22 protein-coding genes are annotated in these 25,853 nt (G+C 46.0%); 12 read left to right on the top strand and 10 right to left on the bottom strand.

The genetic code is table 11. From position 1 onward, the window contains the following. Positions 1 to 27: 27 nt before the first annotated feature. The gene (locus A3Q3_RS0110755) at positions 28 to 798 is read left to right on the top strand and encodes a pteridine reductase (RefSeq protein ID WP_020183598.1); all 771 of its coding nucleotides are present in this window, start codon (positions 28 to 30) and stop codon (positions 796 to 798) included. Positions 799 to 814: 16 nt separating this feature from the next. Here A3Q3_RS0110755 and A3Q3_RS0110750 read toward each other — a convergent pair whose 3' ends face one another. After that, positions 815 to 3,139: a bifunctional diguanylate cyclase/phosphodiesterase gene (locus A3Q3_RS0110750; RefSeq protein ID WP_020183597.1), complete on the bottom strand. Its 2,325-nt coding sequence runs from the start codon at positions 3,137 to 3,139 to the stop codon at positions 815 to 817. A gap of 198 nt (positions 3,140 to 3,337) precedes the next feature. Between A3Q3_RS0110750 and ttcA the strand changes: the two genes are divergently transcribed. Beyond that, positions 3,338 to 4,249, top strand: coding sequence for a tRNA 2-thiocytidine(32) synthetase TtcA (ttcA, locus tag A3Q3_RS0110745; protein WP_020183596.1), 912 nt, complete (start codon positions 3,338 to 3,340; stop codon positions 4,247 to 4,249). 111 nt (positions 4,250 to 4,360) lie between these two features. Continuing rightward, positions 4,361 to 6,991: a type I DNA topoisomerase gene (gene topA / locus A3Q3_RS0110740; RefSeq protein WP_020183595.1), complete on the top strand. Its 2,631-nt coding sequence runs from the start codon at positions 4,361 to 4,363 to the stop codon at positions 6,989 to 6,991. Between the two features lie 138 nt (positions 6,992 to 7,129). Here topA and A3Q3_RS13920 read toward each other — a convergent pair whose 3' ends face one another. Further along, the gene (locus A3Q3_RS13920) at positions 7,130 to 8,218 is read right to left on the bottom strand and encodes a serine hydrolase (protein WP_051086425.1); all 1,089 of its coding nucleotides are present in this window, start codon (positions 8,216 to 8,218) and stop codon (positions 7,130 to 7,132) included. A 188-nt stretch (positions 8,219 to 8,406) separates the two neighbouring features. On the opposite strand from A3Q3_RS13920, the gene gcvH reads away from it, so the two are divergent. Beyond that, positions 8,407 to 8,787 carry a glycine cleavage system protein GcvH gene (gene gcvH, locus A3Q3_RS0110730; protein ID WP_020183593.1) on the top strand — a complete coding sequence of 127 codons (381 nt, stop codon included), beginning with the start codon at positions 8,407 to 8,409 and terminating at the stop codon, positions 8,785 to 8,787. Between the two features lie 37 nt (positions 8,788 to 8,824). Here gcvH and A3Q3_RS0110725 read toward each other — a convergent pair whose 3' ends face one another. The 3 genes from A3Q3_RS0110725 to A3Q3_RS0110715 are packed head-to-tail and all read right to left on the bottom strand — an operon-like array spanning position 8,825 to position 12,077. Next, a complete protein-coding gene (locus A3Q3_RS0110725; RefSeq protein WP_020183592.1) occupies positions 8,825 to 10,084 on the bottom strand; it encodes a hypothetical protein in 1,260 nt (419 codons plus the stop codon). Positions 10,085 to 10,122: 38 nt separating this feature from the next. Then, a complete protein-coding gene (locus A3Q3_RS0110720; RefSeq protein ID WP_020183591.1) occupies positions 10,123 to 10,551 on the bottom strand; it encodes a DNA polymerase III subunit chi in 429 nt (142 codons plus the stop codon). A 38-nt stretch (positions 10,552 to 10,589) separates the two neighbouring features. Further along, the gene (locus tag A3Q3_RS0110715) at positions 10,590 to 12,077 is read right to left on the bottom strand and encodes a leucyl aminopeptidase (protein ID WP_020183590.1); all 1,488 of its coding nucleotides are present in this window, start codon (positions 12,075 to 12,077) and stop codon (positions 10,590 to 10,592) included. 83 nt (positions 12,078 to 12,160) lie between these two features. Between A3Q3_RS0110715 and lptF the strand changes: the two genes are divergently transcribed. Together lptF and lptG are read left to right on the top strand one after the other, a co-directional pair. Further along, positions 12,161 to 13,270, top strand: coding sequence for an LPS export ABC transporter permease LptF (gene lptF, locus A3Q3_RS0110710; protein WP_020183589.1), 1,110 nt, complete (start codon positions 12,161 to 12,163; stop codon positions 13,268 to 13,270). An 8-nt stretch (positions 13,271 to 13,278) separates the two neighbouring features. After that, a complete protein-coding gene (gene lptG, locus A3Q3_RS0110705) occupies positions 13,279 to 14,367 on the top strand; it encodes an LPS export ABC transporter permease LptG (RefSeq protein WP_020183588.1) in 1,089 nt (362 codons plus the stop codon). A gap of 16 nt (positions 14,368 to 14,383) precedes the next feature. On the opposite strand, the gene A3Q3_RS0110700 is transcribed toward lptG, so the two are convergent. The 4 genes from A3Q3_RS0110700 to A3Q3_RS0110685 all read right to left on the bottom strand — a co-directional run bounded on the left by A3Q3_RS0110700 (position 14,384) and on the right by A3Q3_RS0110685 (position 16,406). Then, on the bottom strand, positions 14,384 to 14,788 hold the full coding sequence (locus tag A3Q3_RS0110700; protein ID WP_026361881.1) for an RDD family protein: 405 nt from the start codon (positions 14,786 to 14,788) through the stop codon (positions 14,384 to 14,386). An 84-nt stretch (positions 14,789 to 14,872) separates the two neighbouring features. After that, positions 14,873 to 15,445 (bottom strand): DUF3106 domain-containing protein, encoded by a 573-nt coding sequence (locus tag A3Q3_RS0110695; protein WP_020183586.1) that lies wholly within the window; start codon positions 15,443 to 15,445, stop codon positions 14,873 to 14,875. Continuing rightward, a complete protein-coding gene (locus tag A3Q3_RS0110690) occupies positions 15,418 to 15,822 on the bottom strand; it encodes a DUF3619 family protein (protein ID WP_020183585.1) in 405 nt (134 codons plus the stop codon). Before A3Q3_RS0110690 ends, A3Q3_RS0110695 begins: the two co-directional genes overlap by 28 nt. Next, positions 15,819 to 16,406 (bottom strand): RNA polymerase sigma factor, encoded by a 588-nt coding sequence (locus A3Q3_RS0110685; protein WP_020183584.1) that lies wholly within the window; start codon positions 16,404 to 16,406, stop codon positions 15,819 to 15,821. Before A3Q3_RS0110685 ends, A3Q3_RS0110690 begins: the two co-directional genes overlap by 4 nt. A 127-nt stretch (positions 16,407 to 16,533) precedes the next feature. On the opposite strand from A3Q3_RS0110685, the gene A3Q3_RS0110680 reads away from it, so the two are divergent. Genes A3Q3_RS0110680 through A3Q3_RS0110670 form a run of 3 tightly spaced genes read left to right on the top strand, consistent with a single transcriptional unit; the run spans position 16,534 to position 19,809 of the window. Further along, entirely contained in the window at positions 16,534 to 16,761 is a 228-nt protein-coding gene (locus A3Q3_RS0110680; protein ID WP_020183583.1) for a PP0621 family protein, read from the top strand. A 13-nt stretch (positions 16,762 to 16,774) separates the two neighbouring features. Next, a complete protein-coding gene (locus A3Q3_RS0110675) occupies positions 16,775 to 18,403 on the top strand; it encodes a nitrogen regulation protein NR(II) (protein ID WP_020183582.1) in 1,629 nt (542 codons plus the stop codon). An 8-nt stretch (positions 18,404 to 18,411) separates the two neighbouring features. Continuing rightward, on the top strand, positions 18,412 to 19,809 hold the full coding sequence (locus tag A3Q3_RS0110670; RefSeq protein WP_020183581.1) for a sigma-54 dependent transcriptional regulator: 1,398 nt from the start codon (positions 18,412 to 18,414) through the stop codon (positions 19,807 to 19,809). 22 nt (positions 19,810 to 19,831) lie between these two features. On the opposite strand, the gene A3Q3_RS0110665 is transcribed toward A3Q3_RS0110670, so the two are convergent. After that, the gene (locus tag A3Q3_RS0110665) at positions 19,832 to 20,836 is read right to left on the bottom strand and encodes a sodium:calcium antiporter (RefSeq protein ID WP_020183580.1); all 1,005 of its coding nucleotides are present in this window, start codon (positions 20,834 to 20,836) and stop codon (positions 19,832 to 19,834) included. Positions 20,837 to 20,917: 81 nt separating this feature from the next. Here A3Q3_RS0110665 and ampD point away from each other — a divergent pair, with 81 nt between their 5' ends. The 3 genes from ampD to A3Q3_RS0110650 all read left to right on the top strand — a co-directional run bounded on the left by ampD (position 20,918) and on the right by A3Q3_RS0110650 (position 25,835). Then, the gene (ampD, locus tag A3Q3_RS0110660) at positions 20,918 to 21,481 is read left to right on the top strand and encodes a 1,6-anhydro-N-acetylmuramyl-L-alanine amidase AmpD (protein WP_020183579.1); all 564 of its coding nucleotides are present in this window, start codon (positions 20,918 to 20,920) and stop codon (positions 21,479 to 21,481) included. 9 nt (positions 21,482 to 21,490) lie between these two features. After that, a complete protein-coding gene (locus A3Q3_RS0110655) occupies positions 21,491 to 22,576 on the top strand; it encodes an efflux RND transporter periplasmic adaptor subunit (protein WP_020183578.1) in 1,086 nt (361 codons plus the stop codon). Positions 22,577 to 22,727: 151 nt separating this feature from the next. Then, entirely contained in the window at positions 22,728 to 25,835 is a 3,108-nt protein-coding gene (locus A3Q3_RS0110650; protein ID WP_020183577.1) for an efflux RND transporter permease subunit, read from the top strand. Positions 25,836 to 25,853 lie beyond the last annotated feature (18 nt).

Here is a 25,853-nt window from a genome sequence, read left to right as displayed (position 1 = left end):
TGTGAGTGATTAAGAAGTGAGTAAACCGTGCATTCTAATTTAGAAAACCAAGTGGATTTAACAAGCAAAGTGGTGTTGATTACCGGTGGCGCCAAACGCGTTGGCGCAGCCATTTGCCGCGAACTGCATGCTCAAGGTGCGCTGTTAATGATTCACTACAATCAAAGCCAGGCCGAGGCACGTGCACTACAAGCAGAGTTTAATCTACAGCGCCCTAACAGTGCCGCAATTATTCAGGGCGATTTACTCAACGCCGCAATTGTTTCCAGCCTAGTCAGTGAGACTATCCGTCATTTTGGCCGGCTAGATGTATTGATTAACAATGCCTCCAGTTACTATGCCACGGAAATCGGTCAGATTAATGAGGAAAACTGGTTGGATTTAATTGGTAGCAATCTCAAAGCACCGATGTTTCTTGCACAAGCAGCAGCGCCGGAGTTACGCAAACAGGGTGGCACCATTGTGAACATTACCGACATGCACATTGAGCGCCCGAAAAAAGGCTATGTGGTATACAGCGTAGCCAAGGCAGGGTTGGTGACCTTAACCAAATCATTAGCCTTGGAGTTGAGCCCAGAGGTGCGCGTCAATGCAGTCGCACCTGGCCCAGTACAATGGCCCGAAAATAATCCGCAGTTTGATGAAGTGTATCGGCAGCGCGTGATCTCTCAGACTTTATTAAAACGTATTGGCAACCCTAGCGACATTGCCAAAGCCGTTAAATTTTTAATTTATGATGCGCCTTTTGTCACCGGCCACGTATTAGCTGTGGATGGCGGACGAAGTTTAAACTTGTAAACATCCCTGCATCCGCTTAAACCTCTGCAGCCTGAATGACTTGTACAACTTCCACTACCCTTGCAGCGGCCACTGCTTGCGAAAATAGAAACCCCTGCACACCATAGCAACCCAATGCTTTGAGTTGCTGATAGACCCAAACGTCATCCACCCCTTCGGCAATGACCTCTATATTGAGATTTTTTGCTAACTCTAGGGTAGATCGCACTATTGCCGCACTGGCCTGATCATGGCGCATCTCCCGCACAAACTGCTGGTCAATTTTAAGAAAATGCAATGGAAGCTGCTGCAAATACAGCAGGGAGCTATAGCCGGTGCCGTAGTCGTCAATACTGATTTTAATCCCCAATGCCATTAAACCTGACAACACATGTTTGACACGTGCCGGATCAGAAAGCGCACTCGATTCAGTAATTTCAATTTCTAGATAATTTGCCGGCATGTGATTTTGTTCAAGCGCTGTTTTAATTTCATGGACCAAATCAAAATTAATCAGATCTCTCGCTGTCACGTTCAGTGCAATGCTGATACACAATCCTTGCGCTTGCCAAGCCGGCCATTGCTTGGTGGTGTCATTGAGCACCAATGTAAACAGATGATGAATGAGGTCTGTCGCCTCGATTTGCTGCATAAATACACATGGCATGACCAATCCCCGTTCAGGATGATGCCAGCGAATCAGCGCTTCTACCCCCATCACGGTTTGGCTATCAACCTGAATTTTAGGCTGGTAGAACACCTCTAGCTGATGCGCAGCAATCGCATGACGAAACTCGGTTAACACCCAGCTTTTATCTTCAACAATATCTTTACGTTTATCGTAAATCTCCACTTGGGACTGATTCTCTTTTGCCCACACCAAGGCGCGCTCGCTTTCTTTGAGCATGGTGGCAAAGTTTGCTTGCTTGAGTGCATAGTGAATCGACACACCAATGCTACATGTCACCTTCACCGTCACGCCATCAATGTTAATCGGGTCATCCAACAAGCGATGAATCTGCCACGCCTGCGCCTCAATCGCACATCTATTGTCTACATTCAGCATCAGCAGTGTAAATTCATCACCATCCACCCTGGCAAAGTGGTGCTCGCGCTTCACACTCTCAGCGTACAGGTGCCTTGCAATGTGCTTGAGAATCGCATCTCCTATACCAAATCCAAAAATATTATTAATCGATTTAAAGCCGTCAATATCAATCAACAGCAATCCGTTTTCACCATAATGGCGCTTACCTGCCTGATAAAGACTAGCGCCGACCACATGTTCCATATGGTTACGATTCGGGATACCCGTGAGGTAGTCCGTTCTATTTTGTTGTTCTAATTGCCGTTTCACATGGATGATGTTTTGCATGGAGGTGCTCAGCTGATACCAGCCAACCACAATGACTAAAAAGAAACCACCCAATATGCCAATAGTGGCCGGATGTAGCGCCTTAAAGTAAATAATGAGCAATGTGACCGGGAGCAATAACACCAAAGGCAATAACAGGCTTAGCACATTGCTGACATGGCTGCTTTCCTCGCTCCGCTTGGGCACCGCCAATTGCTTCATTTCCGGGTGCAGCGCTACTGCACCGTACATGACATAAGCAAATAACCACAGCATTAAATTCAAATCATTGGGCACAGCTAGGCTATGGCTGGTTCCGTGAAATAAAGACTCCCCAGCGGCAAAAAAAAATGTCGCCATGACCAGTAAAATAAATGCTTTTGATTGATTGGCATGGCTACTGATCCACACCCAAAGCAACATGCCAATTTCCACATAAGACAGGGTGGGGTACACCATTCTAAAAATCTGCGGGCGATCAATCGAAAATCCGTAGCGGACAATGGTAGGTAAAAATAGAAACTGCCAACCGATCAGAATCAAACTGGTGGCCAAAATCCAGCCTTGGAAGCATCCGTACTTTGGAAATTCTCGATGCCGTTTGCTGGCAAATTGCCAAAGCGCAACAACCATGCACAGGTGACCTAGCAAGAGAAAGCCATCCGCAATTGAAATGTGTGTACCAAATGCACCGCTCGCGTCGCTATTGGCTTGAATCAACGCACCAAGACATTGTGATGCGATAGCAACTACATAATAGATCCACGGGCTACGCACTTTTGGCTGATAATGGTTTACGCCCCAGCCAGCGCAAAGTAAGCTATAGAAAACAATCGTAAAATACAAGGTATCGCGCATACCAAACTGAGCCGAGAACGGTATCAATAAAGTAGCCAATGCGCCTAGTGTTAAGTACGCCTTCCAACTCACCATAATATTTTTATTCTTAAAGTCGCCACACAAACCCATGGCGTGCGTTGAGTGAATATTGCCAACCCCTACCATCATTACTACGCAATTTAACTGCCCATTAAACGCTTGCTTATTCAGAATCAAAAGTAAATGATTGTTAATTTTTAAATATTTGAGGCAATTCAAGCACTTGTTAAGCTTTAAACACCCACAACAGCGTAAAATATAGCCCTCAAAAGCTCTATTAACGCCTCCGCACGTTATAATGAGTAACTACAGTAATAATTAGCGCACATGATTAAACACTTACCAGACAACCACTCCAATAACTTTATTAAGTTACGCAACAGCCTCATCAGCGCCACCGGCAAGGCCATTGGCGATTACAACATGATTGAGGAAGGCGACACCGTGCTGGTCTGTATGAGCGGTGGCAAAGACAGTCACGCCATGTTGATGATTCTGCTAGCACTGCAAGAGCGCGCACCGATCAACTTCAAGCTGATTGCCATGAATTTGGATCAGAAACAACCTGGGTTTCCAGCAGATATTCTGCCTGCGTATTTTGAAAAACTAGGCGTTGAGTACCGCATCGTGGAAGCGGACACTTACTCTATCGTCAAAGAAAAGATTCCCGAGGGCAAAACCACCTGCAGCCTTTGCTCGCGCTTACGTCGCGGCATTATCTATACCACTGCGCAGCAGCTGGGTGCAACCAAAATTGCGCTAGGCCATCACCGTGATGACATTGTAGAAACGCTGTTCTTAAATATGTTTTTTGGTGCAAAAATGAAAGCCATGCCGCCTAAACTTGCGACTAACCGCGGCCAGTTTATGGTGATTCGCCCGCTCGCTTATTGCGCTGAAAAAGACATTGCGAGCTATGCACGCCAAATGGAGTTCCCAATTATTCCTTGTGATTTATGTGGCAGCCAAGAAAATCTACAACGCCAAAAAGTCAAAGACATGCTTAACCTTTGGGAGCGTGAGCAACCTGGTCGCATCAACAATATTTTCCGTGCGATTGGTAATGTAGAGCCATCGCACCTCACCGATTTTGATTTGTATGATTTTAAAAACCTGAGCCAAGCCAAGCCAGAGGACGAAGACCCGCTATTTGGCGATATTGCCAACGAAGGCGCTGCCCTAAACATTGCGACTGATGACGGCAAACGCATTGAATTTGCTAGAAAGATACAATCTTAATTAATTTTTTTATCGCTTCATTGGTTTTTATAGACTTTATACCCGCCTGATGTTGTCTATCCGGCAGTTAGCTTGCTATTATCTACCACAACCCTTACACCCTAGGTTTAAATGTCTAAACTGCTCATTGTTGAATCTCCCTCCAAAGCAAAAACGCTCAAAAAATACTTAGGCAGCGATTTTGAAGTACTGGCCTCTTATGGCCATGTGCGCGACCTCATTCCAAAAAATGGGGCGGTGGATCCTACACAACAATTTGCGATGAAATATGACATCATCGACCGAAATAGCAAACACGTAGACGCCATTGCCAAAGCGGTAAAAGTTGCAGACAGCATCTACCTGGCAACCGACCCGGACCGCGAAGGGGAAGCCATTTCATGGCATATCGCAGAGATATTGGCAGATAAAAAATTACTCAAGAACAAGCTGCTCAAACGTGTGGAATTTAACGAGATCACACAAACGGCCGTGAAATATGCGATTGATCATCCACGCGATATCGCCATGAACTTGGTCAATGCGCAACAAGCACGCCGTGCATTGGATTATTTGGTGGGTTTTAATTTATCGCCATTGCTATGGAAAAAAATCCGCCGTGGATTATCTGCAGGCCGCGTACAAAGTCCAGCCTTGCGTTTAATAGTGGAGCGCGAGCTAGAAATTGAAGCGTTTACCTCGCAAGAATATTGGTCTATTCACTTGGATGCGCTTAAGCACGCACACCGCTTTAATGCTAAGTTGATTCAGCTAAATGGCGAAAAAATCGAGCAGTTCAGCGTTATCAATCATGACCAACAAGCAGATATTGTGGGCAAATTACTCATCGCCTCTGCTGGTAAAACCACGGTCAGCCGTGTCGAGAAAAAACAACGTAGCCGTAGCCCTGCCGCACCTTTCACCACATCTACACTGCAACAAGAGGCGGTGCGCAAATTGGGCTTTACCACTAGCCGCGCCATGCGTATTGCACAGCAACTATATGAGGGTATTGATGTAGGCAGTGGCACTGTAGGTTTAATTACTTATATGCGTACTGACTCTTTCAGCTTAGCTGCAGAAGCGGTGATGCAAATCCGTGATTATGTGAAGAAAAATTTTGAGGCGGATTACTTACCAAAATCGCCCATCATGTACAAAACCAAAGCCAAAAATGCACAAGAGGCGCATGAGGCGATTCGCCCCACTGATATCTTCCGCAGCCCAGCTAGTGTGCGTCAATACTTGAATGATGAACAATTCAAATTGTACGAAATGATTTGGAAACGTACGTTGGCATGCCAAATGACACAGGCCAAGTATGATGCAGTGAGCGTAGACCTATCCGTGGGTACCGATGCCACATTATTCCGTGCATCTGGCCAAACCTTAGTGTTCCCTGGCTTTATTGCGGTGTACATGGAAGGCACCGATGACGCTGAAGAAGAAAGTGAAGCCAAATTACCGCATCTTGAAACTGGTGAAGTACTCAACGTCGAAAAAATCTATGGCGATCAACATTTTACCGAGCCACCACCCCGCTACTCAGAGGCCAGCTTGGTGAAAGCGCTTGAAGAGTATGGCATAGGCCGCCCTTCCACTTACGCCAGTATTATCAGCACATTACAAGACCGTGAATATGTATTGCTGGATAAAAAACGCTTTACGCCCACCGATGTGGGTCGTGTGGTGAACAAGTTTTTGACTGAACACTTTACGCAATATGTGGATTACGACTTTACGGCCAAACTAGAAAATGAGCTAGATGAAATTGCCGAAGGCAATCGTGACTGGATTCCGGTCATGGATAAATTCTGGCAAGGATTCAACCAACAAATCATCAATAAAGCCGATGTAGACAGACCGGGCAATGAGCTAATTGATGAGCTTTGCCCAAAATGTGGCAGACAGTTGCAAAAGCAGCTTAGCCGATTTGGTACATTTATTGGCTGTACCGGCTACAACGCAGAACCGAAATGTGATTATAAACGCAGCATGAATGGTGCCGCACAAGCAGGCTCTGATCCTGTGACTATTGGTACGGATGCTGAATCAGGCAAAGAGATTTACTTAATGAATGGCCCTTATGGCCCTTATTTACAAGTGGGCGTTGCAGTCGAAGGTGAAAAGAAAAAACCAAAACGCGTCAGCATTCCTAAAGAGGTGCCACTCGCCAACGTCAATATTGATATTGCCAATATGCTTCTGTCATTACCACGTGATCTAGGACAACATCCGGAGACGGGTAAAAAGATTGTCGCTAACATTGGTCGCTTTGGCCCTTACGTGAACCATGATGGCAAATTCAAATCTATTCCAAAATCAGAAAGCGTATTTAGTATTGATTTAGCCGGTGCTGTGACATTGCTTGCAGCGGCCAACACTGGCCCTGCACCTATCGCTGACTTAGGCCCACATCCAAGTGGAGAGGGGCGTATTGAAGTATATGCAGGACGTTATGGTCCATATGTACAGCATGCCAAAGTACGTGCCACACTGCCTAAGAGCGTTACACCAGAAGAGTTAACCTTGGAAGAAGCATTAGCGCTGCTGACAGAAAAAGCGGCTAAAGAAGCACCTGCGAAGAAAACCGGTACCAAAAAGACGACGGCTAAGAAAACAACGGCGGCTAAAACCACCAAAACAGAAACTGCAACAATCATAAAAGCAGGGGCTGCTAAAAAATCAACCGCAAAAAAAGCCAGTGCTAAGAAAACCGCGACTAAGAAATTTTCCACTAAGAAACCGGGCGCAGCAGCTTAACTGTTCGCTAGCACATCACTTTCACCCATAAAAAAACACGCTATTAAGCGTGTTTTTTTATGGGTCTTTTTATAGAGATATCCCTAGCTTAGTTTAATCAACCATACTTAAATGAAAGTCGCCCGCCAATAAATCTCTCTAGTTAATATCGGTTGAGATAGTAGCTGTTTGACCTAAAGTCACGGGCACCACATCCGCATCTTGCGCCTGCGTAGGTTTTGCTTCGGTATTATGCTCAATCCATTTTCTCACACGGTTTGCATCACCAATTCTGGAATATTTTCCATAAGAATCCAGTAGCACGATAATCACCGGCTCACCTGCCAATTGCGCCTGCATGACCAAACAGCGCCCTGCCTCGTTGATAAATCCAGTTTTAGATAGACCAATCACCCAATCACTATTGCGTACCAAACTATTGGTATTGTTAAAATGCGCTAAGCGGCTGGACAAATTCACATCGTAAGAGGACATCGTACTGATATTACGAATCTCATCATAATGGTAAGCCGCATTGACCATTTTCGCTAAGTCCTCAGCCGTAGAGACATTACTGCTATCCAAACCGGTTGAGTCAGAAAAATGTGTATTGACCATGCCCAAGCTCATGGCTTTCTGGTTCATGTCACGAATAAACTGTGCGCGACCCGCTGGGTAAGTAGAAGCGAGCGCAGAGGCAGCGCGGTTCTCAGAAGCAATCAAGGCAAGGTGCATCAGCTCATGGCGACTCAAGCGTGTACCAATAGGCAATCTTGAAGAAGTGCCTTTTAAGTAATCGACATCCTCATTGGTAACGGCCACTTCTTCCAGTAAATTAGCACCAGAATCTAATACCACCATTGCCGTCATCAGTTTGGTAACAGAAGCAATCGGCGTTGGCGCATTGGTATTCTTGGCATAAATCACTTCATTGGTATTCTGATTAATGACCAATGCTTTGGCTGAAGCTAAATTCAGCGGGCTAATACCATCGTAATTGTCAGGCGCATACGCATAGGCCTGATTAATAGAATAAGACTTACGTAACTTCACATTCACGCGTGAAGCTTTGTAGCGGGTAACGCGTTGCACTTTAGCACGCGAAGATTTGGATGATACTTTATGCTTTACAGAAGAGACTGTAGAAGCTTTACGGTGCTTTTTACTTGCAGCCTCACCTTGTAACGGTGTGAGCGCTAGCCCAACCACCATGTATAGCAACGTTAAATGTTTGAGAAAATATTTCATTACGGCACCGTATACAGTCAATCAACTTGAGTCTAATTTTAATCAAAATTCATTTATTGTCAATACTTTACATGTGATTTGTAAAATTATTATTAAGTAATGAGTGTTTTTTGTTTTTTAGCAACGCTATGTTTATGTAGGTTGCTTTATGGCAAAATTATCAGACCGTTCATTTGAAAAATAAATTCATGAAATTTCCTGATCATTTGCTATACACCAACGAACATATGTGGACACAAGCACAACCCGATGGCTCTTGGCTGGCTGGCATTAGCGATTATGCGCAAGACATGCTGGGTGATGTGGTGTTTGTTGATCCACCCAAGGTAGGCACAGCGATTAGCGCAGGCAAACCTTGCGGCTTGGTGGAGTCCGTCAAAACAGGCTCGGATCTACATGCGCCATTAGATGGCAAAGTCATTGAAATCAATGAAAGCGTACTGCAATCGCCAGAAAATCTGAACGACAAGCCATATACGCATTGGATTTTTAAGTTCGAGACCAGCGATGCCACGCAAGCCAGCACATTACTCTCGGCGACCGCTTACAAAGCACTGGTTGACGCTTAACGATTTATAAACGGCCTAGTGCGCAGGCCGTTTTGAATTAACCCTGTTTTGGCAGGGTCAGTGTGACGCGCGCCAACATGCTGACCAGCTCTTCCTCTGCTTTGACCAACAACGCTTTTTCAAACACTGGCAACTCCACATCCAGCATGCGCTCTACCTGTTGTGACAATAGCAATTGAATCTCAGGCAAATCTGCATTTAAGGCATGGTTAAAATCTTGGCGCACCGTATCAGCACTGTGTCTTAGCTCTTGCTCTACCTGTATGCGGATACGCTCAGATGCCTCGGCAATCAGTGTTTCTTGAGAAACTTTCAAATGCTGATTGGCGTCTTCAGTCAGCGTATTGGCATAGGTCGATAGCGTTTGCACTAACTCCTGCCCTAAAGTCTGCGCTAGCTGTGAGGCACTTTCTTGCGACTCAGCCAGTTTATCTTGGTAAAACACATTGATTTCACTGATGGCGCTTTGTCGATGCTGTGAAACCTCTTCTTGCATGAATGTGCCTACATGCGTTTGTACAACAGCCATCAATGTCGTTTGCATCTCAGACTGCGCTTGCTGCACATACTGCTCAAGCGCTTGCGTGAATTTTTCTTGTTGCGCAGCAATCTCTTCAAATAACCGAGTTTGTGTTTGCTCTGAATAGGCATTCACGGCATATTTAAAAATATCTTCTGAAGCTGTTTCGCTATCTGCAATCTGCGTTTTCAGCTTAGCCGTGGCCTCTTCTTGCAGCGCGACAATCTGCGCACGTGAGGCTGCTTCAACACGCAGAATTTCTGCCTCACCCAGCTCCGTCACTTTATGGCTTAACGCATCTTCTGCAGACGCTAACAATGTTTGCGATTGCGTCGTCAAGGCTTGTGCATACTCGTCATGGTCGTGTTGTAGCTTTTCAGTGAGCGTGTGCTCGAAAGCAACTCTGGCGTGTTGTTGCTCACTTAAGCTAGACGATAACGTAGCTTGCATAGGCAAAATCACCTCTTGCTGCAGCTGCTCGGCCACTTGTCTGGTGACCTCTGCCGTCACATCATCAGACACCTGATGTGTAATTGCCGTTGCTTGTGTGTTGAGTTGTGCTGATAAGATTGCCAACAATTGCTGGCTAAGTGTTTCTGTAATCCGCGCTTCTAATATAGGGGTAAGTGTCTCAATCACCTCTTGTGTAATGAGCGGCCTCAGCTCATTCGCAATCATTTGACGCAGTTCTGGCGTGACCTCAATCACATCTGGCACTGATTTGACCGATTTGGTTTTATACACTTCCGTTAAGACGGGAATCTCTTGAGTATCCACACATTACTTTCTTACACACTTCATTGAATGTACTCAATTTATATGGATTTTTTCAACATATCAACTGATTTAATGTCGTATCCACGGTCACGGTAAAAGGCAAAGCGCTTACGTGCCTCAGCTTTATCCAGCTCATCCAATCCCACCAACTCGAATAAATGTTTGAAGCGGCTGAACATCGTCAACTGCATGGGTTGTAAATTGATTAATAGGTCATCTTGTTGCACCCGCTGTGCTTGCCACTCCAACAATACTGGCGTGGCTTGTGCCAGTGCATGGTTTGCCAGCACATTAGCATTAAAAGCCGTTGGCTCAAACTGCCATACTTGATCACTTAACACATTTGCGGTCGCTTCATCGGCCGTAAATAACGTGACTTGACGGTGTTGCCGTAACGCTTTTTGCACCAGTTGATTGACGAGCAAGGGCTTATCCGCCACATTAAAATAAAACCCGATACTCGTCATTCACTTACCTGCCTATATGATTTATTTTGCGTACGCGGTTATTTTGTTTTGTGTGCTCGTTGCATCAAAAAAGTCGTCAGCAAAGGTACTGGACGGCCGGTGCCGCCTTTTTCTTTACCTGATTTCCATGCGGTACCAGCAATATCCAAATGCGCCCAATCGTACTTTTTGGCAAAACGTGATAAGAAACACGCCGCAGTAATGCTACCGCCGGCACGTCCACCAATATTTGCCATGTCGGCAAAGTTACTGTCCAACTGGCTTTGGTAGTCATCCCAAAGCGGCATATGCCATGCACGGTCATACGATTTCTCGCCTGCGTCCAATAGTTCTTTGGCAAGGCCATCATTGTTGCTAAATAAACCGCTAGCATGGTTACCTAATGCAATCACACAAGCGCCAGTCAATGTAGCAATATCCACCACTGCGCTTGGCTCAAAACGCTCAGCATAGGTCAATGCATCACATAAAATCAGGCGTCCTTCGGCATCGGTATTCAATACTTCAATGGTCAGGCCAGCCATACTGGTGAGCACATCACCCGGCTTCAATGCATTGCCGCTCGGCATATTGTCGCAAGTCGGGATAATACCGACTACATTCAACGGCAAATCCAGCTCGCCAATCGCTTTAAACGTACCCAACACGCTGGCAGCGCCACACATGTCATATTTCATCTCATCCATCTCCGCACCTGGCTTGAGTGAAATGCCACCGGTATCAAAGGTGATGCCTTTGCCCACTAGCGCCACTGGCTTCTCGCTCTTTTTACCTTTGAGATGCTGCAATACAATTAATTTTGGCGGCTCTAAACTACCCTGCGCCACACCCAAAAATGAGCCCATGCCCAATTTTTCGATTTGCGCTTTATCCAATACTTCTACTTTAAAGCCATAGTCTTTGGCCAGTTTTTTGGCCTGCTCACCCAAGTAGGTAGGCGTACAAATATTCGGGGGCAGGTTACCTAAATCTTTGGCTAGGCGCACACCTTTGGCAATGCCCAGCCCGCTATTCACGGCATGTTCAGCAGCTGTAGTTTCCGCTTTCTCTACCTGCACAATCACTTTATCCAACGCGTGCTCTTGTGGCTTTTTCTCTTTAATGGCATTCACTATATAGGTCGCGTCCAGCACGGTCTCTACCAAATGCGCCACTTTGGCTTGAATGTCTGATTTTTTAATGCTGAGCTCGGTTAAAGTGAAACCCACATTTTGTACGCCTTTAGGCAACGCCTTAACGGCAGCACGTACCGCTTGGCGATAATGACGCTCTGTAAACTCTGCCGCTTTACCCAAGCCCACTAGCAACACACGGGTAGCCACCACATTGGGTACTTGATGCAACACCAGCGTAGACGCCAGCTTGCCTTCCATATCTCCGGATTTCAGCACTGTGCTAATCGCCTGGTTAGCGGCTTCGTCCACCTGCTTTGCACTGTCGGATAATTTACGCCCTTCAAACACCCCCACTACCAAACAATCCGTACGCAGTTTTTCAGGATTCCCGTTTTTTATGCTAAATTCCATATCTATCCTTAATCCATTAAATTATTCATCATCAACCTTAATTATCTAGCGTTTTGACTTGAATTCAAAGCGCGGCGTTCAAATTGAAAATATTTAAAAAATCATTGTCGTTAGAGCTGATTAGCACAGCCGGTGGCATTTTCTTGATTCTCCTAGGCATTGTGATTGCGCAACGTGCCGGATTCTTGGTGCGCTCTGTAGCCAAGGGCTTTATCCCTAACGACGCGATTGGCACTTTGCTTGGGTTTAACATGATTAAATTCTTGCCGATGATTCTCTCATTGGCCATTTTTCTGGCTGTATTGCTTACACTCACGCGCTGGCATCGCGATTCCGAAATGGTGATCTGGTTTAGCGCCGGGTTGGGGCTTAACCAATGGGTGCGCCCCATACTCAGCTTTGCACTGCCTGTCATTTTAATTATTACGCTGCTTAGCTTACTGGTTATGCCATGGGCCACGCAAAAAGCGGAAGAGTATCGTGTGCAGCTTAAAAACCGCGATGAGCTGTCTTCGGTCAGCCCTGGAGTGTTTAAAGAATCGCGCAATGGTGACCGTATCTATTTTGTCGAGAGCTTTGATAAGCTTGGATTTGAAGTTAAAAACATTTTTGCGCAAACCACACAGCATCAAAAAACCGGGGTCATTGTAGCAGCCTCAGGCAACCGCGAAAAAGACAAAAATGGAGATAACTTTTTAGTGCTGGAAAAAGGCCGCCGCTACGAAAGCAAGCTTAATAGCGCAGAAGTCTCCACCACAGAATTTGAACGCTATGCCATCCGTATCGAAACCAAAGAATCGGCACCGGAACCCAACACCACCCAAGGCAAGTCCACGCAATCTCTGCTCACCGACAATAAATCTGCCGACAAAGCAGAATTGCAGTGGCGATTAGCGATCCCGATTTCTGCGTTTATTTTAGTATTGCTTGCCATACCACTGAGCTTTGTAGATCCACGCGCCGGTCGCTCATTGAACATTATGTTTGCGCTGCTGATTTTTATTGTATACAACAACATACTGAGTATTTTCCAAGCCTGGATTACACAAGACAGAATCTCGCACATTGTTGGATTATGGCCAGTGCATCTCATATTTCTGGCACTCACTTTTTATTTATTCTATCGTCGCAACCATTTATTGCCATTATTACCACAATGGTTTAAAAAGCGCGCGCTTAGCTCTGCCCATTAATTAATGTCATGAATATTTTTAACCGTTATTTTTGGCAAGAAACCAGCTTCAGCATTTTGATGATTATGCTCGGGCTACTCGCCATGTTTTCATTCTTTGACTTGATCCAAGAGCTTGATAGTCTTGGGCGCGGCAATTACGGCATTAACAATATGCTGGTGTTTGTATTGCTGAGCGTACCAGGCCATATTTACGAAGTAGTGCCAGTCGCGGTACTGCTTGGCATGATGTATAGCCTAGGCACTTTGGGTGGCAACTCCGAACTCATTGTCATGCGTGTCAGCGGCTTATCATTACAGCAAATTGGCTATACACTGATTAAAATTGGCCTATTGTTTACTGTCATCACTTTTTTAGTCGGTGAACTCATTGCGCCGATTAGCGAAAAAATGGCGCAGCGCATGCGCATTAAAGCGACCGACTCTGTTGTGGCACAAGACTTTAAGTCAGGCCTATGGATTAAAGACGGCAAAAGTTTTGTCAACGTAGAAACTGTGTTGCCAGATGCGACTCTGCTCAATGTGCATATCTATGAATTTGATGAGAAATTTAGGTTACGTAGCATCAGCAATGCCAAGCAAGGAAGTTACAGAGACGACAAATGGGGCTTAAAGGAAGTCACACAAACGCAGTTTAATTATCAAAAGAAGCTTGAAGAAAATTCGGTACAAACCGCATTTTTTGACAAAGCCAATTGGAAGTCTCTCATTCGCCCAGAACTACTCAACGTGTTACTGGTGTTGCCAGAAAAAATGTCGGCGTGGAACCTGTATTCGTTCATCCAGCATTTAAGCCGTAATAATCAAAAAACCACGCGCTACGAAGTCGCCTTGTGGGCAAAAATGACCTACCCGTTGGCTTGCGTGGTCATGGTTATCTTGGCATTGCCATTTGGCTTTTTGCAGCAACGCGCCGGCGGCACCAGCACCAAAATCTTTATTGGTATTTTATTGGGTGTGCTGTATCAAATCATGAACCGCGTGTTTGTGCATTTGGGCGTACTGAATGACTGGTCACCAATGGTCAGCGCCATTACGCCCACACTACTATTTTTGGCGGCGGGCCTCGCCATGATTGTGTGGATAGAACACCGTTAACCTTGCAGTCTGCTAGCTATTTATTTAGCAGCACAAATTGCGTATGTAATATGCGGTCATGCAAAAATAAGCGCTTTTGATTGAACAACATATAGAGCAAACCAACACCAAATGCCATCGTCAATAGACTAGCCAAAAGATACCGGACACTGGCTTGCTGCAAGGTCAATAACTGACCGTCCGACCCTACGACCTTCATTTTCCAGGCCTGCATGGCCAGTGTTTGCCCAGTTTTTACCCAGCAAACTACAAAATACAATCCGGTCATTAGCCATAACAAAGCCTGTAATAACAGATGTTTTAGGCCATGTGTAGCATCACCGAAAGCACTGACAAACAGCCACGTCAGTAGCATCCATAGCGCTAGAAGGATAAGGAGCTCATATACGCAGGCCATGAGTCTTTTCAGAATTAATTGCATATTGAGTTGTATATCAAAAATTATATAGTGTGAATAGAAAAACCCGCATGATGCGGGTTTTATCGCCTAGCGTTATCACTTGGACTAATCAAACTCTGGGTCGTATTCGATTTCAGATGAGCCTTGCCGTAACTTTTCCCGTTGCGCCTCCGGTAGTTTTTGGTGCTCTGCCCACTTCTGTCTGAGCTCATCCTTTTTTTCCGGGCTCAAATTATAGAACTGCTGGTAACGTTTACGTGCATTTTCACGCTCATACGGTGTCATACGGCTCCAACTCACCAAACGCTTCTGTACCCGCTCCTGTTTTTGCGTATCCATTTTGGGATAATCACGTGCGATGTCTAGCATTTTCTCACGTTGCCAAGGGCGCAAGGTATCCCACTCAGCGCCTAGCGGCGCCAGTACCTTCTTTTGTTCTGGGGTCAATTGTGCCCATGTCGCTTTGCTAGCGCCGGAACTGTCCGCGATATTGGTTTTAATCGCACCAATATCACCCATCGCCACATAGGTTTTGCCTTCATCATTAGCATGCGCGTGTTGAAACGCAATCAGCGATAACAATAACCATGAGACAAACAACCCAACGACGATGTGTGCTTTATTTTGTTTTAATTGGTTATGTTGAATAGTTAAAGTTCTACTTTGGCATTGAGCCATGGTTCAAATCCCCTATCTACAAACGCTTCCGGTGGCAATTCCGATCCCAATAAAAACGCATCGCTATTTTCAATTTGTCGATTCATGTGTTGCGTCAATGTCAGCCCGACGATTAAAGCTGCACACAGCACACCTGCGCTAATGAGTCTTGGATGTTGCGACCATGAGAACCAAGTCGAGAGCGTGCCATTCTGGTGCACAGAATACCCGGACAACTGGCTGGCATGCTGCTGTACAGCAGCCATGCGCGCTTCTTCCAATCGCTTGAGCGTACGCATGCTTAGCTGCTGCGCACGGCTATTTAACAAGCCTGCTATCGCTTTGCCTTGCATCTCTTCTGACGGTGAATGATCTGTATTGTCTTGAATTTGGCTCATGACTCTACTCCTAAATTGATAATAACTCTTGCTCCTAACCCTTGCTTTTCCAGCATCTGCGCTAGCGCATGCACGGCACGCGAGCAGTGTGTTTTTACACTGCCTTGAGAACAGCCCATGACTTCCGCTGTTTCTGCAACATCCATATCTTCCCAATAACGTAGCACAAAGGCTTCGCGTTGACGTGGTGGAAGCTTTTCTAACGCTTTTTCAATGATGGCAATGGTCTGGCTACGCTGCAACTGCTCTACCGGATTATCCGTGTCGTCTTCAACATCAATCGTTTCTAATGGATCACGTTCTTCACCGTCTTCTTGACTCCCAAAAGAGGAGAGTAACGTAGTCCACAAATTACGTACTTTTTGTCTACGCCAAAAATCGCGCATGGTGTTCTGCAAGATACGCTGAAACAACATGGGGTATTCTTCTAACGGCTTGGCTGCGTATTTTTCAGCTAATTTAAGCATGGCATCTTGCACAATGTCTAGTGCTGCGTGCTCGTCGCGCACGGCATACACCGTCTGCTTATAGGCACGGCGCTCTACATCGCGCAGAAAATCAGATAATTCTTGGGAGCTCGCCATGGGGATTGGTTGTGTGAGGACTAAATACAATGTTCGCTAATTGCAATGTTCGTTAGTATATCAGTTTTAGTTTTTGTTCTATTGTAAGGTTTTCGTTACAATCATTACATTCGATTAGGGATATGCCATGGCTAGAATTTTGTTTTTAATTGTGTTGACTGTACTGTTGTACGTGATCATCAAACGGTTCTCGGCCTTTTTAGGGAATAGCCAACATCCGCAATCAAAGCAGTCTACGCAGTCTGGCGAAGAGCGCATCGTGCAATGCGTTTTGTGTGGAACACATATCCCAGAAAGTGAAAGCACGCAGCTTGATGCAAAAACCGTTTGCAAACAACAGCCTTGTAAACACTAGCGTTTAAATCCATATGCAATTAGAAACGCTTCCCAGCTTTAACGATTGGCTCACTTCGTCCAAACGACGCAATCTCAAACTATTTAATTTTTATCGGCTAACGGTTGCCTCAGTGTTACTGTTCACGCAAATACTCATGCGTGGCGGTGGCCTCAGCCTAGAGCAGCCAATCTTCACTACCAAAGTTCTGCTGATTTATTTTGTATTGAGCGTGATTTTTGTTGTGCTGAACTGGCTAAAGAAAACTGGCTTCCAAATCAGTCTCACCACGCAAGTCATTATTGATATCGGCTTTATATTACTGATGATGCACTTGTTTGGCCAAAACCAAACCGGTGTTGGTTTATTGCTTATCATCACCATTGTATTTGCCAGCCTAATCAGTGAGGGGCGTTATGCCTTGTTTTACGCGTCCATCGCCAGTATTGGGGTGTTATTGGAGCAAACCTACAATTTAAATCTCGATGAATCACTCAATGGCAATTACACCAATGCGGTGTTACTCTCAGTAGCGTGTTTTGCTACCGCTTGGTTGGCGCATACACTGGCCAGACGCATGCAAACCAGCGAACGCTTGGCCTCAGAGCGCGGCGTGGACATTGCTAACTTAGCTAAAATCAACGCACTGATTACCCAAGAAATGCCGAATGGCGTGCTGGTAGTGGGAGAGGCACAACAGCTAAACCATTACAATCAACAGTTCACTGCGCTTACCGGTCTTTCAGATGCAGATTTGTCTGATGCGATTGCGCAGAAAAAACCACTCTCTGCACTCACCCCTGCGCTGTCCATACTTCTGACCGAATGGGCTGCCGCAGAACAAGAGAACAAGGGCCAAGAAAACAAACAAGCGGATGCGATCAAGTTTTCTCTGCCACATCGGGATTTAGGCATACGTTTTTTACCAACCTCGCAATCAAGGGCCAGTGGTGCGATTATTTTTGTAGAGGACTGGTCGCAGGTACAAACACAAGCACACCAAGTGAAGCTGGCAGCACTTGGCCGGCTCACTGCCAATATCGCACATGAAATTCGTAATCCACTCAGCGCAATTAGCCATGCCAATCAATTACTGCAAGAAGACAATTCTGATCCAACCACATTGAGAATGTTGCAAATCATCAGCGACAATGTGCAGCGTTTGGATCAAATCATCAAGGATGTACTGGAACTCAACCGACGCGACCGCACCAACCAAGAGAGCATTCAGCTGCAGCACTTCATCACCGAGTTTTACCAGCAATTCTGCGCCGTGGAGAAAATTGATCCGGCGACATTTACACTGAAACTTGGCAAAGATGACCCTGCCATTTTCTTTGACCGCCGCCATATCAATCAAATTTTGTGGAATTTATGTAAGAATGGTTGGCGGCACTGCCAAAAAAACAAAGGGAGCTTAGTATTAGCCATTAAATCCGGTCGACAATCGCAATTTGTCAATATTCAAATCATTGATGATGGTGAAGGCATTGCGCCGAGCATACAATCGCATTTATTTGAGCCATTTATGACGACAGAAAAAAGCGGTACAGGATTAGGATTGTATATTGCCAGAGAGCTTGCCGAAGCCAATGGCGCTAAACTTGACTTTACTACAGCGAATACAGGCACTGTGTTTACGCTCAATATTAATAAGGTGTAATAAACATCATGGCACAACCTCATAGCTGCTTAGTTGTAGATGACGAAACCGATATCCGTGAATTGGTAGTACTCACGCTGGAACGCATGAATATCCAAGCAGACAGTGCTAGCAACATCACCGATGCCAAGCATATGCTTGGCCAAAAAGAATATGACTTGTGCCTGACGGACATGCGCTTACCAGACGGGCTGGGATTAGAGCTGGTCGAGTACATTGCCAGCAACCACACCGGTCTACCAGTGGCTGTGATTACCGCCTACGGCAGCGCAGAAAATGCAGTGTCGGCGTTAAAAGCAGGCGCGTTTGACTATTTAACTAAACCTATCTCACTCAGCCAACTCCGACCCTTAGTGGAGTCTGCGCTTAAATTATCCAGCTCGACTAAATCGGAAACCACCAATACTGTCGATCTCATTGGCGTATCGCCCGCGATGCAGTATGTACGGACAATGATTAGCAAACTGGCCAGAAGCCAAGCACCGGTCTACATCAGCGGCGAATCCGGTAGCGGTAAAGAGCTGGCTGCACGCCTGATTCACAGCAACAGTTCCCGCCGAGACAAATCGTTTATTGCCGTCAACTGCGGCGCCATTCCGGAAAATCTGATGGAAAGCGAATTTTTTGGTTACAAAAAAGGTGCATTTACCGGTGCCGCACAAGACACCATAGGTCTGTTCCAAGCGGCTAACGGCGGCACATTATTTCTGGATGAAGTTGCCGATTTACCATTGGCCATGCAAGTAAAATTGCTACGCGCCATTCAAGAGAAAAAAGTACGTACGGTAGGCGGCACTGCCGAAGAGTCGGTCGATGTACGCATTATCTCGGCCACGCACAAAAACCTGAATGAGATGATGGAAAAAGGTGAGTTTAGACAAGACTTGTATTACCGCCTTAATGTCATCCAGCTCAAAATGCCTGCCTTGCGTGATCGACCAGAAGACATCCCTGAGTTGATGCACAAGCTATTGCATAAGCTATGCGCCGCACAAGGGGCAGACGTACCAGCAGTGGATGCGGGCGCTAATACCTTCATTCAAAATCTGCACTATGCCGGTAATGTGCGCGAGCTGGAAAACATGCTGGAGCGTGCCTTGGCTTTATGTGACGGCGAAAAGATTACCGTGGATGATTTATCCATGGGCAACGAATTGAAAATGCGCGCTACCGAAAAAGTAGGGTTTGAGCCTGGAAAATCACTCGACATCAGCCTGTCAGATTATCTGGAAGACATTGAAAAGAATGCTATTTTGAAAGCGTTGGAAAAATCCAACAACAACAAAACGGCTGCCGCCAAACTATTGGGGATCAGTTTCCGTACATTACGCTACCGCTTGTCTAAACTAGGCTTAGCCAAGGATGGAGAAGAGGAAGACGGCGAGGCAGAAGACGAATTGTCTTAACTGCCTCACACTACGCTGCAGGTTAGCTCAATACAATAAATAAATACGTCACGTACAAAGCACCATTGAGCATCAAATGCCAAACACGTAAGCCACCTTTGCGGCTTGCCATGATACGCAACCAAACGGCCGCCAATAGCGTTAACACAATCCCAATCAGCACTTCTTTACGCGGCACCCATGGCGTGAGCATAATACCAATGGCCGGTAGCAATGTGCCCTGAAACACCATGGCACCGGTAATGTTGCCAAATGCCAGCGTATCTTTACCCTTGCGTATCCATAAAATACTGTTCACTTTTTCCGGCAACTCAGTCGCAATTGGGATAATCAACAAAGACAGCAATAATGCAGAAATACCAAGAATCTCGGCCGCAGACTCTACCCCGTTGATAAAGCCTTTTGCACCAGCTAGTAGTAATAACAGACCTAACAATAATTGCAGGACGATCACCACCATGTTGTTAGGCAATCCAACTTTGCATAAAAACATATCGCTCTCGGCCTCGGTGGCGTGCCCTTCTGCTACCAAGCCCTTAGAGGCGCGAATGGTTTGCCATACATACACCACATAAATCATCACCATGCCAAAGCCTAGCATGTAGCGGAACAGATCTTTCTCGTGTGGAATATAAAGCGCAACGGCTGCCAGTAAAAAGGCAACGATAAAATAGTTTAAATCACGTACCAAACCCGTACGTTCCGGACGCAAATGGCCGGTCGCGGTTCTGCTTTTATATACAGACATCCCCATTAAAAACAAAGAGAGAGTGGCCAGCATTAAAGGTGCGCCCAAAATCGCCCCCACACCAATCTCATGATTGGTTTCCATATTGGATGTGCCGGCAAAGATAGCCAACAAAGGTACACTGGTCTCCGGCAATGCGGTGCCCACGGCAGCAAAAATGGAACCGGTCACCCCTTCGGAAATGCCCAACTTCTCGCCTAAATGTTCAAGCGCATTGGTAAACACCTCGGCAGCGATTAAAATGACAATGAGCATGAGAAATAACTGTAAAAAAACCATGGCAATTGACCTTAAATTTTAAATTGTGCTGTATTTTAACGTATTAAACGGATGTCATAACATTTCAATAGAGTGAGCTGCATGAAAGCACTGGAAATTGACCAAGCTGGTTGGATCGTTCGTGAAGATGACGATGATGGCATACAGCACATTCTCTCACCCAATTTTGATGCGCGTCCAGAGTGTGCGATTGACATGATTGTCATTCATAACATCAGCCTACCGCCGTTTGAATACGGTGGTACCGGTGTGATTGAGCTGTTTACCAACCAACTAAACCCTGATGAACACCCCTACTATGCTGAGATTCAGGCACTCAAAGTCTCTTCTCATTTCTTTATTCGCCGCGATGGAAGCCTGATGCAGTTCGTCTCTTGTTTGGCACGGGCGTGGCATGCTGGTGCATCTACTTGGCAGAACAGGGAACGTTGTAATGATTTCTCTGTCGGAATAGAGCTTGAAGGCAGCGACATTACACCATTTGAGGCGGAACAATACGCAACACTGGTACAATTGATCCAAGCACTGATAGCACGTTATCCCATTCAACATGTGGTAGGCCATGCAGATATTGCGCCGGGACGTAAAACAGACCCCGGCCCTTATTTTGACTGGGACAAAGTAAATACTTTAATAAAAATTTAAATCATCCATATGCACACATTTTATTCGCGCCTGATACTGGCCTCCATCGTCATCCTGTCTAGCGCATGCAGCAATCAGGACAGCACCCAGCAAGAAAAAGCAGCCGATAAAAATGGCATGAAACCGACCTTGGTGACGGTCACTACCATCAAAAAACAAGCTATCGAACTTACAGAAGATACCGTTGGTACGCTAGAAGGTTTGATTGATCCCACCGTGGCTGCAGAAGTAGCAGGACGCGTCGTCAAAGTACACGTTGGCCCGGGCGAGCATGTGACACAAGGTCAATTGCTGGCGACGATAGATGCAGCCGACTTCGCCATGCAGCGCAATGAGGCGCAAGCAGAAATTAATCGCATTCAGGCATTGCTGGAAAATCAAGCCAAAATTGTGGCGCGTAACCAAGCGTTGGTAGATAAAAATTTTATTGCGCAAACAGCGGTGGATAATGACAAAGCACAGCAAAATGTATTGAAGCAACAGCTGGAAGCCGCCAAAGCCAGAGTGGGCAGCATCAACCACAATAGCAGTAAAACACGGGTTGTCTCCCCGGTGAACGGTACAGTAGAAACCAGAGTGGTGAGTGATGGTGATTATTTGCGCGTGGGCGACCCCATCATGCAAATTATCTCCAGACAAAAATTGCGCGCCCATTTGCCTTTTCCGGAACATATCGGTGCCAAGCTCAAACCAGGGTTAAAAGTACGCTTAACCACGCCTAGCAGTAGCAAAACGGTAGAAACGGTCATCCATGAACTAAAACCTTTGATTGCAGAAGGTAGCCGCACTATAGATGTGATTGCTGATGTTGTGAACGAACCGGGCTGGCAACCTGGCGCAACCGTCAATGGAAGCGTGGTGCTTGGTGAAGAATCCGCAGCGCTGATGATTCCCGAACAAAGCTTAGTGCTGCGCCCAGCAGGCGAAGTGGTCTATGTGGTACGCGATGGCATTGCTTACCAAGCCGTGGTTAAAACAGGGTACAAAAAAAATGGTCTGATTGAATTGATTGATGGCTTGCAACCCGATGCAACGATTGTGGTAGACGGTGCAGGCTTTTTAACCGATAAAACACCAGTAACGATTAGCAAATAACGTTTTTTCAACAAATAATAACCACTAAAAATTCAAAGCCTTATATAAAGCAAGGCGCAATCAAACAATTGCGCCAACGCCTATGTTTAATGAGGTAAGGCGCAGTTTTTTTGTGATGAACCCAGCATGATGACGACATTTGGATTTTTAAATGAGCTTGCCTGAACTATCGATTAAACGACACGTACTTGCCTGGATGCTATCCGGCGTCATTGTGCTATTTGGCATCATCGCATACAACCGCATCGGCGTAGACCGCATCCCTTCGATTGATTTTCCGGTCATCATGATCACGACTACCTTACGTGGTGCCGATCCGGATGTGGTAGATACTTCCATTACCAGCGTCATTGAATCATCCATCAACACCACGCCTGGCATCGAGCATATTCAATCAGCCTCATCACCTGGCGTTTCCAGTATCAGCATTACGTTTAATATCGAAAAAAATGTGGACGTGGCGTACAACGAAGTACAAGCCAAGGTCAATCAGGTACTCAAAAACTTGCCCACTGATACCGACCCACCAGTGGTGCAGAAAGTAGACACGAACGCTTCACCAGTGATATGGCTGGCATTGAGTGGTGACCGCACCATTCAGCAGCTGAATCTGTATGCCAATAACGTGCTGAAGAAAAAATTTGAAACCATCAATGGCGTGGGTGAGGTGCGTTTGGGTGGTCGTCGTGATCGTGTGATTCGCGTCAATGTCTCCCCCGAGCGCATGGCTGCCTACAAGCTGACCGCCACAGATTTGGTCGATGCGTTTAAACGTGAGCACGTGCAATTACCTGGTGGATTTTTGGTCAGCCAACAGGCCGAGCAGTTGCTGAAGTTAGACTTGGAGTTTCACACCACCAAAGAACTGGCCAACCTGGTCGTCACTACTAAAAACAGCATCCCTATTTACCTGAAAGACATTGCCGAAATTGAAGACGGCATTACCGACAACCGCCAAGTTGCACGCTACAACGGCAAGCCTACAGTAGGTGTGGGCATGGTGAAAATTGCTAACGCCAACACCGTGGAAATTATCAATGATGTGATTAAGAAATTAGAGACTGAGGTACGCCCGAATTTGCCGCCAGGTCTGTCACTGGAAATTTCTACCAATGACTCGATTTTCATTAATCAACTGGTGGCCTCGCTCAAAGAACACTTAGTGGAAGGCACGCTGTTTGCTGCGCTGATTGTGCTGATTTTTATGCGTTCTTTTAGTTCTACCGTGATGATTTGTTTAGAAATTCCAGTGTCATTGCTAGGCGCGATTGCCGTAATGTATTTTTCTGGCTATACCTTTAATAGCATGACCCTACTGGCACTATTGCTGTTGATTGGCGTGGTGGTGGATGACGCGATTGTGGTGCGTGAAAGTATTCTGCGCCACATGTCTGGCGAAGCAGGCATAGGCCAGCAAGGCCTCAACTTGAATGACCCGCGTGCGGTCGATGCTTATCGCAGGGAAACCACGCTTGCTGGTACCAATGAAGTGATTTTTGCGGTGCTTGCGTCCTCGTTCTCGCTGGTGTGTATTTTTGCCCCTGTGATTTTTATGGACGGCATCATGGGTATGTTCTTTAAATCCTTTGCCGTGGTGGTCACATTTGGCGTGCTGGTCTCTTTATTTGTGTCGCTCACACTTACACCCATGCTGTGCTCACGTTATTTAAGCGTGACGCACAAAGAAAATGCGCTGTATCGATTCTTTGGGCGTGTATTGAGCAGTCTTGATGAAGCGTACAAGAAAATTCTGCATTACACCTTATTGCACCGTGGTCTGGTGATGATTGTGACTGTAATATTTGTATGCGCTTCCGGCTTTTATACCCTCAAGTACGTTAAAAAAGACTTTGTGCCGGAAACCGATGAAGGCAGCTTTACCGTTACCGTAAAAACACCGCTGGGTTCTAGTTTGGATTACACCGACTCACGCATGAAGTTACTGGAAGACGTGCTAGCACGGCATACCGACCAGATTGATAGTTACTTCTCAACCATTGGCGCTGGCTCACGCGGTCAGGTCAATCAAGGCAACATCAATGTGCGCCTAAAACCCAAGGAATTACGTAGTAAAAGCCAACAACAGCTCACGCGTGAAATTAAAGCGGAGATGGATGAGATTCCTGGCGTACGTGCGATTCCCGGTGCCAGTGGGATTGTACGTGGCCAGCGCTCTGAGAAATTGCAATTCAACCTGACTGGTACTAATCTACAAGAGTTAGGCAAACTCTCTGAAAACCTGCAACGTACGCTAAGTGCCAATGGCAGTATTGGCAAAGTAGATGTGGATGTACAGCTGGATTTACCACAGGTAGAAATTGACATTGACCGCGTACGTGCAGCCACACTGGGCTTGGATGCCAACGAAATTGCCACCGCCGTGAGTTTATATGTGGGTGGCATTAACGTAGCCAAATACAACGACAAAATCAGCGATGGTCAACGCTATGATATACGTCTAAAAACGACTGATGGCGAGTTACAGCAGACCGCAGATTTAAGCAAAATTTACTTGCGCAGCGCCAATGGTGAACTGGTGCGAATTGATGCAGTGGCGCGCTTTAAGCCAACCTTGGGCGCTGCTGTGATTGGGCGCTATGATTTGCAATATGCGGTGAATTTTTACGCCAACCCCAATGTATCGCTGGGTGATGCGGTCACTATTGTCAATGACACGGCGCGTAAGTTAATACCGGTCAGCTACCATCTCAAATATACCGGCCAAGCCGAAGAGCTAGGCAAAACCATGCAAAATCTCCAATTTGTCTTCGTGTTGGCATTTGTGTTGTTGTACATGGTATTGGCCAGTCAGTTCAACTCATTTCTGCAGCCGCTCATTATCATGCTGGCGCAACCGCTAGCCATTATTGGCGGGCTGATTGCCTTACTAGTAACAGGCAATTCGCTCAATATTTTCTCTATGATTGGTTTGGTATTGCTGATTGGTTTGGTAGCTAAAAACTCTATTTTATTGGTAGACCTTACCAACCAATTACGTGCAGAAGGTGCCAGTGTGCAAGAAGCGTTAAGTACGGCCTGTCCAGTGCGTTTACGCCCAGTATTGATGACATCACTGACTATTATTTTGGCATTATTACCGGCAGCGATTGGCTTGGGGGCTGGCTCAGAAACCAACAAACCGCTTTCGATCGCCATTATTGGTGGGATGATTTCATCCACATTATTGACCTTAGTTGTGGTGCCCGCCGCTTACTCACTGATGATGGGTGGCTTGGCCAAATTCAAGCGTTTTGCATAAAACGTACTAGCGCAATGC

The sequence above is a fragment of the Methylotenera sp. 1P/1 genome, from assembly GCF_000384355.1.
In the GTDB taxonomy this organism is placed as follows: domain Bacteria; phylum Pseudomonadota; class Gammaproteobacteria; order Burkholderiales; family Methylophilaceae; genus Methylophilus.
This window is presented reverse-complemented; position numbering and strand designations above follow the sequence as displayed.